Source organism: Nocardia sp. NPDC051570 (genome assembly GCF_044454005.1).
In the GTDB taxonomy this organism is placed as follows: domain Bacteria; phylum Actinomycetota; class Actinomycetes; order Mycobacteriales; family Mycobacteriaceae; genus Nocardia.
The window spans coordinates 36292-50330 of record NZ_JBITDI010000001.1 but is presented as its reverse complement, the minus strand read 5'-3'; the positions used below and the strand labels follow the sequence as shown (position 1 = coordinate 50330).

At 68.6% G+C, this 14039-nt stretch carries 13 protein-coding genes; 9 read left to right on the top strand and 4 right to left on the bottom strand.

Going from position 1 to position 14039, the window contains the following annotated elements:
• Positions 1-112 precede the first annotated feature (112 nt).
• Positions 113-2785 carry a LuxR C-terminal-related transcriptional regulator gene (locus ACIA76_RS00230; protein WP_397146682.1) on the top strand — a complete coding sequence of 891 codons (2673 nt, stop codon included), beginning with the start codon at positions 113-115 and terminating at the stop codon, positions 2783-2785.
• Positions 2786-2797: 12 nt separating this feature from the next.
• Here ACIA76_RS00230 and ACIA76_RS00225 read toward each other — a convergent pair whose 3' ends face one another.
• The 3 genes from ACIA76_RS00225 to ACIA76_RS00215 form a co-directional block, all read right to left on the bottom strand.
• Entirely contained in the window at positions 2798-3250 is a 453-nt protein-coding gene (locus tag ACIA76_RS00225) for a MaoC family dehydratase (RefSeq protein WP_397146680.1), read from the bottom strand.
• Between the two features lie 21 nt (positions 3251-3271).
• Complete coding sequence (locus ACIA76_RS00220; RefSeq protein WP_397146678.1) at positions 3272-4783, bottom strand: long-chain fatty acid--CoA ligase; 1512 nt, start codon at positions 4781-4783, stop codon at positions 3272-3274.
• A gap of 113 nt (positions 4784-4896) precedes the next feature.
• Positions 4897-5847: a PucR family transcriptional regulator gene (locus ACIA76_RS00215; RefSeq protein ID WP_397146676.1), complete on the bottom strand. Its 951-nt coding sequence runs from the start codon at positions 5845-5847 to the stop codon at positions 4897-4899.
• A gap of 210 nt (positions 5848-6057) precedes the next feature.
• Between ACIA76_RS00215 and ACIA76_RS00210 the strand changes: the two genes are divergently transcribed.
• The 6 genes from ACIA76_RS00210 to ACIA76_RS00185 all read left to right on the top strand — a co-directional run bounded on the left by ACIA76_RS00210 (position 6058) and on the right by ACIA76_RS00185 (position 11360).
• Positions 6058-6495, top strand: a complete 438-nt coding sequence (locus ACIA76_RS00210; protein WP_397146674.1) for a nuclear transport factor 2 family protein — start codon at positions 6058-6060, stop codon at positions 6493-6495.
• 3 nt (positions 6496-6498) lie between these two features.
• On the top strand, positions 6499-7386 hold the full coding sequence (locus tag ACIA76_RS00205; protein WP_397146672.1) for an NAD-dependent epimerase/dehydratase family protein: 888 nt from the start codon (positions 6499-6501) through the stop codon (positions 7384-7386).
• Between the two features lie 3 nt (positions 7387-7389).
• Positions 7390-9000: a benzoylformate decarboxylase gene (gene mdlC, locus ACIA76_RS00200; RefSeq protein WP_397146670.1), complete on the top strand. Its 1611-nt coding sequence runs from the start codon at positions 7390-7392 to the stop codon at positions 8998-9000.
• A 108-nt stretch (positions 9001-9108) separates the two neighbouring features.
• The gene (locus tag ACIA76_RS00195; RefSeq protein ID WP_397146668.1) at positions 9109-9672 is read left to right on the top strand and encodes an adenylate kinase; all 564 of its coding nucleotides are present in this window, start codon (positions 9109-9111) and stop codon (positions 9670-9672) included.
• A gap of 70 nt (positions 9673-9742) precedes the next feature.
• Positions 9743-10588 (top strand): MBL fold metallo-hydrolase, encoded by an 846-nt coding sequence (locus ACIA76_RS00190; RefSeq protein ID WP_397146666.1) that lies wholly within the window; start codon positions 9743-9745, stop codon positions 10586-10588.
• A 199-nt stretch (positions 10589-10787) separates the two neighbouring features.
• Positions 10788-11360 carry a dihydrofolate reductase family protein gene (locus ACIA76_RS00185; protein WP_397146664.1) on the top strand — a complete coding sequence of 191 codons (573 nt, stop codon included), beginning with the start codon at positions 10788-10790 and terminating at the stop codon, positions 11358-11360.
• A gap of 4 nt (positions 11361-11364) precedes the next feature.
• Here the strand turns inward: ACIA76_RS00185 and ACIA76_RS00180 are convergent, their stop codons facing one another.
• Positions 11365-11802, bottom strand: coding sequence for a hypothetical protein (locus tag ACIA76_RS00180; protein WP_397146662.1), 438 nt, complete (start codon positions 11800-11802; stop codon positions 11365-11367).
• A gap of 143 nt (positions 11803-11945) precedes the next feature.
• Here ACIA76_RS00180 and ACIA76_RS00175 point away from each other — a divergent pair, with 143 nt between their 5' ends.
• Positions 11946-12275 (top strand): hypothetical protein, encoded by a 330-nt coding sequence (locus tag ACIA76_RS00175; RefSeq protein WP_397146660.1) that lies wholly within the window; start codon positions 11946-11948, stop codon positions 12273-12275.
• A gap of 8 nt (positions 12276-12283) precedes the next feature.
• Positions 12284-14035 (top strand): hypothetical protein, encoded by a 1752-nt coding sequence (locus ACIA76_RS00170; RefSeq protein ID WP_397146658.1) that lies wholly within the window; start codon positions 12284-12286, stop codon positions 14033-14035.
• The last annotated feature ends 4 nt before the right edge of the window (positions 14036-14039 follow it).

Genomic DNA, 14039 nt, shown 5'->3' with positions numbered 1-14039 from the left:
GATCTATCAAAGCACTCGGCAACCCCCGCCGCCGGAATACGCCGCCGGGCAAAACGAATCACGGGCGGCCCGGCGCGGTTTAAGCTGAACGCTGGGCCTGCAGGAGGGCGCGATGGCCGGTAACTCCGGATCTGGTCGGCCCGGCTTGATCGATCGTCGGGCGCTCGTCTCCACGCTGGATCGTGCCGCGGGGCGGAAGGTCACGATGATTTCGGCGCCCGCGGGCAGCGGCAAGACCTCGCTGCTGCGCGCGTGGTCGGCGGGTCCGGGCCGCACCCGCCGCATCGCATCGCTCACCGTGCCTCCCCGCCACCACGACACCCAGCTGTTCTGGCTCGGGCTGCTCGGCGCCGTCCGCGCCGCCGCGGGAACCGTCGATGAGACCGATACTCCCACCGCCACACCGAATTTCGACGGGCGGGCGATGGTGGACAGGATGCTCGCCGAACTCGCCGGGATCGACGGCCCCGTGGTATTCGTCATCGACGATCTGCACGAGCTCGAGGCGCCCGACGCCTTCGAACAGCTCACCGCGCTGCTGACGAACCTGCCGCCCCACGCCCATGCCGTGCTCGCCGCCCGCCGCGATCCGCCGCTACGCCTGCAGCAGCTGCGTCTGGCGGGGGAGTTGGCCGAGATACGCAGTGCCCATATGCGTTTCACCGAATCGGAGACCCGCGAATTCCTCGCCGCATCCGGCCTCTCGCTGCCCGCGGACGCGGCGGCGCTCCTGCACGAACGCACCGAGGGCTGGGCGGCCGGACTGCGGCTGGCCGCGCTGTCGCTGGCCGAACATCCCGATCCGGGGCGGTTCGTGGCCGAATTCTCCGGCACCGACCGGACCGTCGCGGAATATCTGATCGCCGAGATGCTCGAACGGCAGCCCGCCGACGTGCAGCGCCTACTGCTGCGCACCTCGGTGCTGGACCGGGTCAACGGTGAACTGGCGGATCTGCTGACCGAATCGCCCGGGTCGGAACGGATTCTGCTGGAACTCGAGGATGCGAACGCCTTCGTCGTCGCACTCGATCCGCAGCGCACCTGGTTCCGATACCACCACCTGTTCAGCGGACTGCTCCGCCTGGAGCTGCGCCGCACCCTGCCCGGACAGATTCCGATCCTGCACACCCGGGCCGCGCACTGGTTCGCGCGGCACGGACATATCGCCGAGGCCATCGGGCATCTGCAGGCCGCCGGTGCGTGGACCGAGGCGGCGCGGCTGCTGACCGATCACGCGCTGAGCCTGACCCTCGACGGTCAGGCGGGGACCATTCGCGCACTGCTGCGGTCGTTTCCGAACGGATGTGGCTCCGATGCCCCGGAGTTGGCGCTCGTCTACGCGATCGCCGACCTCGACCAGCTGCGGCTGGACCAGGCGGCCGCGCATCTGCGGATCGTGCGGGCCCATGCGGCGACGACGCCGCCGCAGCGCCGCCATCGGCTGGAGCTGGCGGTGACCGCGCTGGAGTTGCTGCTGGCCCGGCTGCACGGACATTTCGACGGCGTCTTCGAACAGGTGGGTTCGCTGCTCTCGGCGATCACCGGTCCGTCCACCGCCGATGTCGCGCTGGGCAACGATCTGCGGGCGGTCGCCCTGCTGAATCTCGGTGTGACCGAAGCCTGGTCGCTGCGCCTGCGCGACAGTGAACGGCATCTGCTGGAGGGTGCGGCGCTGGCCCAGGAGATCGGCCGCCCCTATCTGGAAGTCGCCTGCCGCGCTCAGCTCGGCTTCTCCTCGACCGGGGCGTCGTTCACGCTGGCCCGCGAACGATGCCGGGCCGCACTGGCTTCGGCCGCCCGGCACGGCTGGGACGACCAACCGGTCATCGCCCCGGCACTGGCGACGCTGGCGGGCGTGCAGGTCTGGACCGGCGAATTCGACGAGGGCCAGCGCTGGCTCGACCGCGCGCGGCGGGCCACCCAGGCCGGAAGCGAACCGGGAATCCGGCTGCTGCTGCATCTGACGGCCGGGATGCTCTCGGCCGCGCGTGGGCAGCAGCGCCGCGCGCTCGCGGAATTCCAAGCCGCCGGACAGGTGGAGGCGGGCATGTTCGGCGAACACGCGCTGGGTGCGCGGGTCGCGGGCTGCGTCGTGGCCACCCAGGCCCGGCTCGGCATGCCCGCCGCGGCGCGCTCGACGCTGGCCACGATCACCGAAAAGCGTTCGGCGACAGGCGAAATCCGCACCGCCGTCGCCGCGATCCACCTGGCCGACGACGATCCGGCCGCCGCGCGACGGGCGCTGCGCGACGTCCTCGACGGCACCGCCGAGGTCAACCACGACTTCACCCGTATCGAGGCCCACCTGCTCGACGCGCTCGCAGGCCGGGCACTCGGGGATGACCGCGCCGCCGTCGCCGCCCTCGAACGGGCGCTCGAACTCGCCGAACCGGAGCGACTGATCCTGCCGTTCGCCTTGACCGGCGCCGGGGAACTGCTGAAATCGCTGCCGCGCCAAGACACCGCACATGCCGCACTCATCGCCGATATCCTCGACGCCGTCCGCGGCGACACACCGTCCCGCGCCGCCGCCCGCCCCGCCGAAAGCCTCAGCCCCACCGAACTGCGACTGCTGCGCTACCTACCGACGAATCTCACCCGACCGGAGATCGCCCAGGAACTCTCGGTCTCGGTCAACACCGTCAACACCCACATCCGCAACATCTACGCCAAGCTGGGCGCCACCGATCGCTCCACGGCCGTGCAGCGCGGCCGCGAACTGCGTCTGCTCGGTGGTACCGGCATCACCACCCGCGGCCCTTCCGAACTGCGGATTCGTGGGTAGCGCCCGGCTGTTTCACGGATACAGCACGACGACGTCGGCGACGCAGGCCGGGCGCACGCCGCCGTCGATCTCGTAGGTGAGACCGAAGACCGCCTCTACCCCGGATGTCTTCTGCTGGGCGGCATTCAGGGTCACCACGGCCCGGATCTTCGATCCCACCGGCACCGGGGCGGGAAAGCGAACCTTGTTCAGGCCGTAGTTCAATGCCGCGGTGGCCTCGCGGATCTCGAGCACGTCCGCGATGATCACCGGGGCCAACGACAGCGTGAGATAGCCGTGCGCGATGGTGCCGCGGAACGGTCCGGCCGCGGCGCGGCGCGGATCGGTATGTATCCACTGATGATCGCCGGTGGCCTCGGCGAACAGGTCCACCTGCGGCTGGGTGATCTCGATCCAGGCGGTCGTGCCGAGCCGGCGCCCGGCCAGACCGATGAGATCGGCGGGAGTGTCGAGTGTGGTTGTCATGACGGGCCTTTCGATGCTCCGCTACTCCTGGAATTCGGGGAAATCCGGTCGCCGCACCGTGCGCCGCAGGATCTTGCCGGTCGGGCCCTTGGGCAGGTGATCGGCGAGCCAGATCCGGCGTGGGTACTTGTAGGCGGCGATGCGGTCCTTGACGAAGCGGCGCAGCTCGTCGAGATCGGCTGTGGCGCCGGGCTTCAGCACCACGGCTGCGCCGATCTCCTCGCCGAGCTGCGCGTGCGGCAGCCCGACGACGGCGGCCTCGGCGACCGAGGGATGTTGGTACAGCACCTCTTCGACCTCGCGCGGATAGACGTTGTAGCCGCCGCGGATGATCAGTTCCTTCTTGCGGTCGATGATGAAGTAGTAGCCGTCGGCGTCGCGGCGGGCGATATCGCCGGTGGCGAACCAGCCGTCGCGGATCGCGGCCTCGGTGGCCTCGGACTGATTCCAGTAGCCCTTCATGACATTCGGGCCCCGCACCTGGAACTCGCCGGGTTCGCCGTCGGGCGTCTGGTGCCCGTTCTCGTCCACCAGCCGCATCCGCACACCCTCGACCGGTGTGCCGATCGAACCCGGTTTACGGTGTGCCCCGGGGTGATTGAACGATACGACCGGTGAGGTCTCCGACAGGCCGTACCCTTCGAGGATCTCGGCGTCGAAGGCCTTCTCGAAATCGTGCAGCACCTGCACCGGCAGCGCCGATCCGCCGGAGACGCAGGTGCGCAGGGTGGCGGTGGCCTGCGGCGGGAACCGGTCGGCCACGCCCAGCAGTGCCGAATACATCGTCGGCACACCCTCGAACACGGTGACGCCGTCGCGGCGGATGATCTCGAGCGCGGCGGCGGGGTCGAAGCGGGGGAGCAGGGTCAGCGTCGCCCCCACGGCCACCGCGGCATTCATACCGCAGGTCATGCCGAACACGTGGAACAGCGGCAGGCAGCCGAGCACGACATCGGCGGGCGTCAGACGCAGCAGGGTGCGCGCGGTGATCTCCTGATTGCCGTTCAGGGAGCCGTGGGTCAGTTCCGCGCCCTTGGGCCGGCCGGTGGTGCCGGAGGTGTGCAGGATGACCGCGGTATCGGAGTCGGCGCGTTCGACCGGCGGCCCGAACGGCTCCGAATCCGCTGTCAGCGTGGCCAATTCGGCGTCGTCGACGATCCAGCACCGGGCCCCGGCCGTCGCGGCGGCCTGGGTGGCCGCCTCGGCGAAGGCGGGGGTGCCGAGCAGGGCGCGGGCGTCGGTATTGGTGAGATAGAACGCGGCCTCGCGGGCATGCATGAGCGGGTTCATCGGCACCACGATCGCGCCCAGTCGCAGTATCCCGTAGTAGGCGACCGGGACCGCGCTCGTATTCGGCAGCATCAACCCCACCCGATCGCCGGGCCCGATGCCCGCGGCGGCGAGGAAGGTGGCGAATCGTGCCGCGGCGGAATCCAATTCGGCATAGGTGAGGGTGCTGCGGTCGACGCGGGTGGCGATCCGGTCCGGCCGCCGCTGGGCGCTGATCGCGAGGTTGAGGGCGAGATTCGGCACTGGAGGCCCCTTTCGACAGTGCGTCACCGATCTGTCCATCCTTCGCCGGTCCAAGATCGGAGTCGATGTCGCGGTGGACAATCCGGCCGCCGCGACGGTGTCGCGGCGAACAGTCACAGCAGGCGCCGGTGTACCTCGAAGGCGAAGCAGAGTTCGGCGAGATCGCGTGGTCGTGACAGCGATCGGCCGGTGCGTTCCTCGATCCGGTGCAGCCGGTAGCGCACCGTATTGGGATGGCAGAACAGCAGTTCGCCCGCGGCGCGCAGCGACCCGTCGGTCTCGACCCAGATCCGGAACGTCTCGAACAGCAGCTCCCGTTCCTCATCGGCGAGTTCGGTGAACGAGTCGAGCAGCGGCGCAACGAGTTTGGTGGTGACTTCCGGGTCGCAGACCGCGGCGCTGCCGAGGATCGAGCCGTCGAACACCGTGACGCGGGCATCCGGATCCGCGTGCCCGCGCAGGGCGATGCGGGCGTAGCGCAGCGCGCGGGCGGTGTCGCCCAGATCGTCGAAGCGCGGGCTCACCCCGATCCGGGTGGTCGCGGTCCGCGACAGCAGGGCCAGCAGGGCGTCCCACTGCGCCCCGCCGCGGACGCTCGCCAGGCCGATGCTCAGCTCGGGTAGCTGCCACCAGACCGAGAAGATGTCCAGGCTGCGCAGTTTGGGCCCGATCCGTGGCAGCGCCTGCGCACCGAGGGCGGGCGCCTGCGCGGCGATCGCGGCATAGGGGCCGGTGGCGGGCAGGCCCAGGCAGTCGGCGGCCTCCCGCACACTCCACCGATCGAACAGCTTCCCGTGCAACAGGGCGTCGAGCAGTTCGATACGCGCGCCCGTCCGATCCGAGGACAGGTCCGCCGGAACGAGTGTGCGCATCTCGAGCAGATCCAGGCCGAGGGTCTCGATCTCGGCGAGCGCGCCGAACAGCGCCGACCGGTCCGGCAGCAGACCGGTGAGTACCGTATCGGGACCCTGCGGGCCCGCGACCATGCCCGGAAACGCCGCCAGGGCGAGGGGGCCCAGGTGGCCGCTCACCCGGAACATGATCAGGTGCGGGTCGTCGCCCATCGGGTCAGTGTGGTGGGCGATCCGGTGAGGTGGCATCACCGGAATCCGGTGAGCGTCCGGATTCTGTTGTGCGGCAACGGGACTTGACCACCGCGGTATCGCGTATTCACCGGAATCAGGTGACGACGTCTCACCTGACCCGCCGCGACCCTGACTGGAGTGCGACGGGGAGGGCACCGGAAAATCACCAGCGGCAGGGAGATGTGGGATATGGACAACGAGCAGATCATCCGCAACGCCTATCGGATCGCGGAGGTGAAGGATCTCGACGGCTGGCTCGCCGGATTCACCGAGGACGGCACCTTCACCGACGAATCCATCGGCGTCACCTATCGCGGTGCGGACCGGGCGTGGCCCGTCGAGAACTTCGGGCGCGCGTTTCCGGATATGCATCGCGAGCTGTACCGGGTCTATGTCCGCGGCGATATCGTGGTCGTCCAATTGGCGCTGCAGGGCACCCATCGCGGGCCGCTGAGCATGCCGACGGGCACCATCGAACCGACCGGCCGACGGATGGACGCGCCGTGCTGCGATGTTTTCGAACTGGAGAACGGTAAGATCAAGCGGTTCGACTGCTATCCGTCGGGCACGGTGATGCTCACCCAGCTCGGGCTGCTGGGCGATGTCGACGCCGCGACGGGCAGGTGAGCGATGGATATCGTGCTCACCGGCTCGACCGGATATGTCGGATCGCATGTGCTGGCGGCGCTGACCGGGGCGGGACACACCGTGACGGCGGTTGTCCGTAGCGAGGAGGCCGCCGCGAAGGTCAAGTCCGACAAGGTGAATGCCGTCATCGGCGCGGTCACCGACGAACCGTTTCTCGTCGAGCTGCTGCGCCGGGCCGACGGCGCGATCCACGCGGCCACGACCGGCGACCAGACGGCGGCCGCCTTCGACGCGGCCGTTGTGCGGGCCGCGGACCGGGCCTACCGTGATAGCGGAAAGCTCTATGTGCACACCGCCGGTCTGTGGGAGTGGGGTTCGAATCCGGTTGTCGTCGAGGACGATCCGTTCGACCCACCCGCGCTCGTCGCCTGGCGTCCCGCGGTCACCGAGGAGGCGCTGGCCATACCCGGCGCGCGGGTCTCGGTCATCTGCTCGGCGGTCGTCTACGGAGACGGTGGCGGACTCGCGAATCTGGTGGCGGGCGCCGCGCGCGACAGCGCGGGGCGGCTGACCACGATCGGCTCCGGTCGCCAGCACTGGGGCACGATCCACGCCGCGGATCTGGCCGCGCTGTATCTTCGTGTGCTCGAAACACCCACCGCGCATGGGCGTTTCATCGCCGCCAGCGGTGCCAGCCCGACGGTCCGCGAGATGTCCGAGGCCGCCGCGCGCGCGGCGGGCGCGCCCGGCGTGATCACCGAAACCGACGACGCGGTCCGCGACCGGCTCGGCCCGTACCTGGCCGAGGCCCTGCTGCTCGACCAGCAGGCGACCGCGGCGAAGGCCCGCACCGAACTCGGCTGGGCTCCCTCCGGACCCGGTCTGCTCGAAGAACTGGAATACGGCAGCTACACCCACCACCGGGAGTAAGCAATGAGCGAGGCATCCACCGTTCGGACAGTGACCTACGATCTGCTGCGCGACCTCGGGCTCACCACGGTCTTCGGAAATCCGGGGTCGACCGAGGAGCCCTTCCTGCAGGAGTTCCCCGACGATTTCACCTATATCCTTGCGCTGCAAGAGGCTTCGGTGATCGCGATGGCCGACGCCTTCGCTCAGGTCACCCGGCGCCCCGCACTGGTCAATGTGCATTCCTCGGCCGGTCTGGGCAATGCCCTGGGGAATCTGGTGGCGGCCTATCACGGGCATACGCCCCTGATCGTCACCTCCGGTCAGCAGCATCGGGAGCTGGTGATCGGCGAGCCCTACCTCAGTAACCGTGAGGCCACGACGTTTCCGCGGCCGTGGGTGAAATGGTCCTATGAGCCCGCCCGCGCCGAGGACGTCCCCGAGGCGTTCATGAAGGCCTATGCGATGGCGCTGCAGCCGCCGGCCGGACCGGTGTACCTGTCGGTTCCGCTCGACGATTGGCAGCGCCCGCTGACCGGTCCCGCCCGGATCCGAACGGTGAGCGATCATGTCGCGCCCGATCCGAAGCGGCTGCGGGAGTTCGCCGATCGTCTCTCCGCCAGCCGGCGCCCCGCGCTGATCTTCGGCCCGGAGGTGGACCGCAGCGGCGGATGGGACGGCGCGGTCGCGCTCGCCGAGAAGCTGCGCGCGGCCGTCTACGGGGCGCCGCTGGGGGACCGCGTCTCCTTCCCCGAGGACCACCCGTTGTTCGGAGGGCCGCTGGGCATGTCGATGAAGACCATCTCCGATCGGCTGACCGGACACGATCTGGTCGCCGTGATCGGCGCGGAGGTGTTCCGGTACTACCCCTACGTCGCGGGTCCGATCCTGCCCGAGGGGACCGAACTGATCCAGATCACCTCCGATCCCGACATCGCCGCGGGAGCGCGCGTCGGCGACAGCGTCCTGGGCGACCCCGCGGCGGCGATCGAGCTGCTGCTGGAGACGGTCGCGCAGGGTTCCGCCCGCACCGCCCCGCAGCCGATGGCACGCACCGAGACACTGCCCGAGGTGCCGAACAGCCCGCTCACTCCGCCGGAGGTCTACGCCACCCTGAGCAGGCTCCGGCCCGCCGACGCCGTCATCGTCAACGAATCGACCTCCACCATGGCGCAGCAGCTCGAATGGCTGCCCACCGTGCGGACCGGATCGTTCTTCGCCACGGCCAGCGGTGGTATCGGCTGGGGCACTCCGGCCGCGGTCGGGGTCGCCCTGGGTGACCGGCATCGGGGTGTGACCCGGTCGGTCGTCGGATTGATCGGCGACGGTTCCTTCCAGTATTCCGTGCAGGCCATTTGGACTGCGGCACAGCACAATCTGCCGATCACCTATGTGGTCATGCGCAACGAGGAGTACTCCATCCTCAAATCCTTCGCGCAGCTGGAGCGCACGCCGGGTGTGCCCGGCCTGGACCTGCCGGGGCTCGATATCGCCGCGGTGGCACGCGGATTCGGTTGCCGCGCCGTCGATGTGAAGACGACCGAGGATCTGGAGCGGGAGTTCCGCTCGGCGCTGACCGCCGGTGTACCCACCGTCATCGTCGTTCCCACGCAGCCACAGAAGGCCATGTTGTGAGCGCGAACGCGGTGCGGCGGATGCGGTGATCCCGCGGCGGTAGGTTGGAGGGATGATGGCGGCGCCGTGCGCCGCCATCATCGTCATCATCGAGAGGGAGGCAGCGCCGTGCGCGTGGTGATCTTGGGGCCCAACGGTTCCGGTAAGGGTACTCAGGCGAAACTGCTCACCGACGAACTCCGGGTACCGCACATCTCCACGGGCGAGCTGTTCCGTGCGGTCGTGCGGGCCGCCACCCCCGTGGGATTGGCGGCCAAGGCCAAGGTCCAGGCCGGTGAGCTGGTGCCCGATGAGCTCGTCCTGACGATCCTCGGCGACCGCCTCGACGAACCCGACGCGGCCCGGGGCTACATCCTCGACGGCTACCCGCGCACCCTCGACCAGGCCGTCGCCCTGGACCGGTTGCTCGCCGACTCCGGCCGCACACTGGACCGCGCGATCGAGCTGACCGTGCCCGACGAGGTGATCCTCGAACGCTGCCGGATCCGTTACGCCGAACAGCATCGCGCCGATGACGATCCCGAGGTGGTTCGCGGCCGATTGGCGCTGTACCGCAAGCATATTCCCGCGATCGTCGACCGCTACGCCAGCCGCGACGTACTGACCACGATCGACGGAACGGGTGAACCCGCCGCCGTATTCGACCGCGTCCTCGGCGCGCTGCCGAACTGATCCGGCGCGGTGCCGGACACGGTCGGCCGTTCGGGGGACGGCGGGCGGCGTGCGAGTGCACGCTTGGCACATGACACTGCACACCGCCCCGGTTCGACTGGGAGTCAACGTATTCACAGCGCCCGAGAAGGCGCTGGTCGGTGAACGTCCGAAACCCTTCGGCCCACCCCTGAGCTTCGACGCGGCAACCTCGACATTGATCTACGGCGAGTACGACGCGGTGCTCGTCGATGCGCTGCATACGGTGGCCGAGGCGACCGCGCTGGCCGATTGGGTGGCCCTGCATCACCGGAACCTGACCACCATCTACATCACCCACGCCCATCAGGATCACTTCTACGGCCTGCCCGTTCTGCTCGACCGGTTCCCGGACGCGCACGCGATCGCCACGCCCCGGACCGTCGAGCTGATCGAGCGGACCGATCCCGCGCTGACGCGGTTCATGGCGGGCTTGCTGCCCGGTCAGTCGGCCGCGAAAATCACCGTGCCCGAGCCGTATTCGAAGGACGCCTTCACCCTCGAGGGGTATGAGCTGCGGATCATCGAACAGGGCCGGACCGATGTCGAGCACAGCAGCTCACTGCACGTCCCCGCCATCGACCTCGTGGTCGCGGGCGATGTGCTCTACAACAAGTGCCACATGTACGTCGGCGACACCACCCCCGAGAGCCGCGAGAACTGGATCGCCGCCTTGGATCGGCTGGCGGCGCTGCGGCCGAAACTCGCCATCGCGGGTCATAAGAAGACCGGCGCGCCCGATACGCCGGAGACCATCGAGGAGTCGCAGCGGTATCTGCGCGACTTCGGCCGGCTGCGCGAGACCTCGCTGTCGGAGGAGGAACTGTTCGACGAGATGGGCAGGCTGTACCCGGACTGGGTCAGCCACCAATCCTGGCTGATGTTCGGTTTCTCCTGATCACACCGACGACTCGGTGCCACCCGCACCGCCGACGGCCTCTACACTTTCCGTCACGGCCCCACCGGCCTGACACTGATGTTCCACCACCTGTTCGGGCCGAATGCTCAAGGGCCCAAGCCGCTTGGCAGCAGTGGCCCACCGAGCTGCTCGGCTGACGGTCCCGAGAACTCCGTACCGGATATCCGAGGAGACCCGCATGCGCACCCTGATCAGCACCGCCTTCATCTCCCTCGACGGCGTCGTGGAGGGCCCGGGCGGCGAACCCGGCTACCACAATTCCGGATGGACGTTCAAGAACATCGAATTCCTGCCCGAGGCATTCGATATCAAGGGGCGCGAGCAGGAGGAATCCACCGCGATCCTGATGGGCCGGCTCAGCTATGCGGCCTTCAGTCCGGTGTGGCCGGATATGGCGGAGTTCGCGGGATACAAGACGATGCCGAAGTACGTCGTCTCCACCACCCTCACCGACGGCGATCTGGTCTCCAACTGGGGTGCGACCACGATTCTGCGCTCGCTCGACGACGTCGCCGCCCTGAAGCAGACCGACGGCGGCCCGATCATCATCCACGGCAGCGCCACACTGAATCGGAGCCTGTCCGACGCGGGCCTGATCGACCGCTACCACCTGCTCGTATTCCCGCTGCTGCTCGGCGCGGGCAAGCGCCTGTTCAGCACCACCGACAAGGACACCCAGCAGCTGAGGCTCGTCGAATCCGAGGCATACGCCAACGGCTTGCAGAAGAACGTCTTCGACGTCGTTCACTGACGGTTCAGTCACCGAGTCCTCGGGCGTGTTCCCAGGTGAGGGTGGTCGGGTCCGCGATCGGGTTGGTGGCGATGGTGAACGTTCCCCGTTGCGGTGCGACATCCGGGTCGTCGGGATTGGTCAGCTGCTGGAGGAACGTCCCGGCGGGGCGGTCGAATCGCAGCTCGTGGTGTACCGCTTTGCCGTTCCAGTCGGTCGAGGGCAAGGAGATGAAGTCGATCCCGTAGTGGTCGGCGTCGAAGTCGCCGCGGGTGATCACGTAGGCGCCGTAATGGTTTTCGCCGGGAGACAGGATCGCGTACAGCCCGTTGTCGTAGTACAGCAGCGTCGCGTCCGGGAACGGCTTGCGATCGTAGAGATCCTGATACCGCAGCCGCATCAGTGTCGTCGGCGCGCCGAAGCGGACGGTGACGGAGGGAGCCTGGGGTTCTAGGGGACTCATGGCGTCCATTGTGCCGCCCCGTCAGGGTTGCGTAATGAGCGGCCGGGTCGCGGTATAGGTTCCGTCAAACTGCGGATCGTGCTCTGGCCGAACGCATTCCGTTCATGTGATCGTCGTCGGGCGGTGATGTGAGGAGGGTGCGGGTGGTACAGCGTGTCGAGGTGCGGTCCGATGAGCTGCGTCGGGCCGCCGAGCTGATGGCGCAGATCGGTGCTGCGTTGGATTCCGCGCACACCGGCCTGGGCCGAATCCTGACCGCGGCCGGAACACCGTGGTCGGACGACGGTTACGGCAGCACGTTCTACGGCGGTGACGGCAAGAATCCCGGCTACGGCGCCGGCCGCGACAGTGTGCTGAAGGGGCTCGGTGATCTGGTCACCACCGTGAGCGGGTATTCGACCAATATGCGTACGGCCGCGGACGATCTCGACGGCGCCGATGACTACTCGGCCGCCACGCTGACGCGGCGATAAGCCGCGCGGTGTCGATCTACCTGCCGCCCGAACTGCAATGGCTCGGCTGGATCGCGGGCTCGGCCTGGCCGCAGGGCGACGAGGATCAGATGTGGGCGCTGGCCCAGGACTGGTTCACGACCGCCGCGACCGTGAAGGAACAGTTGCGGCCCTTGGACGCGGTGATCACCACGGCGAACGAGGCTTATACGCAGGGGTCCGGGAGCGCGGCGATCGATGCGGCACTGCGCAAGCTGGTCGAGGGCGACGGCTCGATCGCCCAGATGGCCGCGATGCTCGGCGATATGGGCGATGCCGCGCAATCCATGGGCACCGAGATCCAGTACATGAAGATCATGATCATCTGCACGCTGGCCGAGCTGGCGTTCGAGATCCTCCTCGCCTGGATCTTCCCGCCGACCGCGCCCGCGGCGGAGGCGGCCGCCGTGGCGACCGCGCGCGCGATTCTGCAAGCGGCGTACAAGTATTCGCTGGGCGCCATCGAGAAGGGCCTGGCGAAACTGATCGGCACGCGGCTGGCCAACTTCCTGGTGCGGCACATGATGGTGAGCACCGTGCTGGGCACCGGACAGGACCTGTTGATCCAGGGCATCCAGGTGGGCCAGGGTCATCGCAAGGGGATAGACGGGACCCAGCTCGCGGTGACGGCGGCCGGCGCCGCCGCGGCCGGGGCACTGGGCGCGAGCCCGCTCGGCAATGCCATGGAAACGGGATTGACCAAGCTGTTCACCAAGATCCACGTGCCCGAAACCGGCTGGAAGGGCTTCGCCGCGGAGTCCGGTAAAGGCCTGCTGTCGGGCGCGTGGTCGGGGATGGTCGGCGGCACCGCGGGCTGGCTCGCGGGCGCGGCGGCCTACTCCGCGGCCACCGGCACCAATCTGGCGTCGAATCTGCAGGGCAGCTGGGGTTTTCAGACCATGACCTCCGGGGTGGTCGGCGGTGGCGCGGCCGGATTCTCGAAGGGCGCGGCGAACTTCCACAGCGCCGGCGGTTTTCGGGGCGGATCCGACGCCTTCAGCAGAACCAGCACCACACACACCGATGGCAGCGCCGAGGTACCGTCCGACACCCGGCCGCGCAGCGAGGTCACCTCGGATAACGCGAGTGTGCACGATGTTCCGGCGAACGATCATGTGCAGGACCAGATTTCGACGCACGGCGACCCGCCCCCGCATCACCCCTTGTTCGACGAGCCGAACCCCTGGGCATCCCCGGTGGAGCCGATCCGGCCGAGGCCGGTGGTGGATGTGCCGGTCGAACCGAATCCGTGGGTGTCGCACGCGGAGCCGCCGGGGCAGAGTCGCCCGCAGGTGGACCTGCCGGTCGAGCCGAACCCGTGGGCAGCGCCGATCGAAGCGAGTGGGCCGCCCGTCCTGGTGAACAGGCCGGTGGTGGAGATTCCGGAAGAGCCGAATCCCTGGGCGTCGTCGGCCGATTTGAGAAGTCCGACGAACAGGCCGGTGGCGGACTTGCCGGTCGAGCCGAACCCCTGGGTATCCGAATGGGAACACGATGTGACGCCCTCGAATTCGAACGAGCCGCCTATCGACGACACGGCGACAACCGGTTCCGGCGAGACGCACGACTCGGGTTCGCACCACGCACCGGAACCGACGCCCTGGGGGACCGGCTGGGAACTGCCCGGCACCTCCCGCTTCTTCCCGGCCCCGGACGTCGACGACCAGTACACCGAGCCGGATGTGCCCGACATTCCGTTCTGGATAGCACCAGACGGCGGCAGCGGCCGGACCACCGAGTAGCGGG

Excerpts from the sequence above, each read along its gene's own strand:
- ACIA76_RS00190 (WP_397146666.1), top strand. The coding sequence starts at position 9,743 with ATGACACTGCACACCGCCCCGGTTCGACTGGGAGTCAACGTATTCACA.
- ACIA76_RS00185 (WP_397146664.1), top strand. The coding sequence starts at position 10,788 with ATGCGCACCCTGATCAGCACCGCCTTCATCTCCCTCGACGGCGTCGTG.
- mdlC (WP_397146670.1), top strand. The coding sequence starts at position 7,390 with ATGAGCGAGGCATCCACCGTTCGGACAGTGACCTACGATCTGCTGCGC.
- ACIA76_RS00180 (WP_397146662.1), bottom strand. The coding sequence starts at position 11,802 with ATGAGTCCCCTAGAACCCCAGGCTCCCTCCGTCACCGTCCGCTTCGGC.
- ACIA76_RS00205 (WP_397146672.1), top strand. The coding sequence starts at position 6,499 with ATGGATATCGTGCTCACCGGCTCGACCGGATATGTCGGATCGCATGTG.
- ACIA76_RS00225 (WP_397146680.1), bottom strand. The coding sequence starts at position 3,250 with ATGACAACCACACTCGACACTCCCGCCGATCTCATCGGTCTGGCCGGG.
- ACIA76_RS00210 (WP_397146674.1), top strand. The coding sequence starts at position 6,058 with ATGGACAACGAGCAGATCATCCGCAACGCCTATCGGATCGCGGAGGTG.
- ACIA76_RS00230 (WP_397146682.1), top strand. The coding sequence starts at position 113 with ATGGCCGGTAACTCCGGATCTGGTCGGCCCGGCTTGATCGATCGTCGG.
- ACIA76_RS00215 (WP_397146676.1), bottom strand. The coding sequence starts at position 5,847 with ATGGGCGACGACCCGCACCTGATCATGTTCCGGGTGAGCGGCCACCTG.